1 rRNA gene is annotated in these 1,792 nt (G+C 51.3%); it reads left to right on the top strand.

The features are described from left to right. Positions 1 to 58: 58 nt before the first annotated feature. Positions 59 to 1,610, top strand: a 16S ribosomal RNA gene (locus AAV98_RS19580). Positions 1,611 to 1,792: the final 182 nt, after the last annotated feature.

Raw genomic sequence — 1,792 nt, 5'->3', positions numbered from 1 at the left:
ACGACAAAATGATTTAAGTAACACAAGCTAGCAAATTTTGAGCAAAAGCTCAGACTCTTTATTGGAGAGTTTGATCCTGGCTCAGGACGAACGCTGGCGGCGTGCCTAATACATGCAAGTCGAGCGGACCTTTTAAAAGCTTGCTTTTGAAAGGTCAGCGGCGGACGGGTGAGTAACACGTGGGCAACCTGCCTGTAAGACTGGGATAACTTCGGGAAACCGGAGCTAATACCGGATAATATAAGGAACCTCCTGGTTCTTTATTGAAAGATGGTTTCGGCTATCACTTACAGATGGGCCCGCGGCGCATTAGCTAGTTGGTGAGGTAACGGCTCACCAAGGCGACGATGCGTAGCCGACCTGAGAGGGTGATCGGCCACACTGGGACTGAGACACGGCCCAGACTCCTACGGGAGGCAGCAGTAGGGAATCTTCCACAATGGACGAAAGTCTGATGGAGCAACGCCGCGTGAGCGATGAAGGCCTTCGGGTCGTAAAGCTCTGTTGTTAGGGAAGAACAAGTGCGAGAGTAACTGCTCGCACCTTGACGGTACCTAACCAGAAAGCCACGGCTAACTACGTGCCAGCAGCCGCGGTAATACGTAGGTGGCAAGCGTTGTCCGGAATTATTGGGCGTAAAGCGCGCGCAGGTGGTCCTTTAAGTCTGATGTGAAAGCCCACGGCTCAACCGTGGAGGGTCATTGGAAACTGGGGGACTTGAGTGCAGAAGAGGAAAGTGGAATTCCAAGTGTAGCGGTGAAATGCGTAGAGATTTGGAGGAACACCAGTGGCGAAGGCGACTTTCTGGTCTGTAACTGACACTGAGGCGCGAAAGCGTGGGGAGCAAACAGGATTAGATACCCTGGTAGTCCACGCCGTAAACGATGAGTGCTAAGTGTTAGAGGGTTTCCGCCCTTTAGTGCTGCAGCTAACGCATTAAGCACTCCGCCTGGGGAGTACGGTCGCAAGACTGAAACTCAAAGGAATTGACGGGGGCCCGCACAAGCGGTGGAGCATGTGGTTTAATTCGAAGCAACGCGAAGAACCTTACCAGGTCTTGACATCCTCTGACACTCCTAGAGATAGGACGTTCCCCTTCGGGGGACAGAGTGACAGGTGGTGCATGGTTGTCGTCAGCTCGTGTCGTGAGATGTTGGGTTAAGTCCCGCAACGAGCGCAACCCTTGATCTTAGTTGCCAGCATTCAGTTGGGCACTCTAAGGTGACTGCCGGTGACAAACCGGAGGAAGGTGGGGATGACGTCAAATCATCATGCCCCTTATGACCTGGGCTACACACGTGCTACAATGGACGGTACAAAGGGCAGCAAAACCGCGAGGTCGAGCCAATCCCATAAAACCGTTCTCAGTTCGGATTGCAGGCTGCAACTCGCCTGCATGAAGCCGGAATCGCTAGTAATCGCGGATCAGCATGCCGCGGTGAATACGTTCCCGGGCCTTGTACACACCGCCCGTCACACCACGAGAGTTTGTAACACCCGAAGTCGGTGGGGTAACCTTTTGGAGCCAGCCGCCTAAGGTGGGACAGATGATTGGGGTGAAGTCGTAACAAGGTAGCCGTATCGGAAGGTGCGGCTGGATCACCTCCTTTCTAAGGAATGTACGCTTGTTGTTTTGTTTAGTTTTGAGAGAGCATTCTCTCTATATTGACAAATCTTACGATTTGTCGCAGTTGTTCCTTGAAAACTAGATAATGTAACTAATATCAAGATATTCACAAAATATCGTTCATCTTAGTAATTTTCTTTTAAGATATCATCGCTGATATCGACA

The sequence above is a fragment of the Bacillus sp. CHD6a genome (assembly GCF_001293645.1).
GTDB lineage: Bacteria > Bacillota > Bacilli > Bacillales > Bacillaceae_I > Sutcliffiella_A.
The sequence above is the reverse complement of the archived record's forward strand: the minus strand, read 5'-3'. Positions and strand labels throughout refer to the sequence as shown.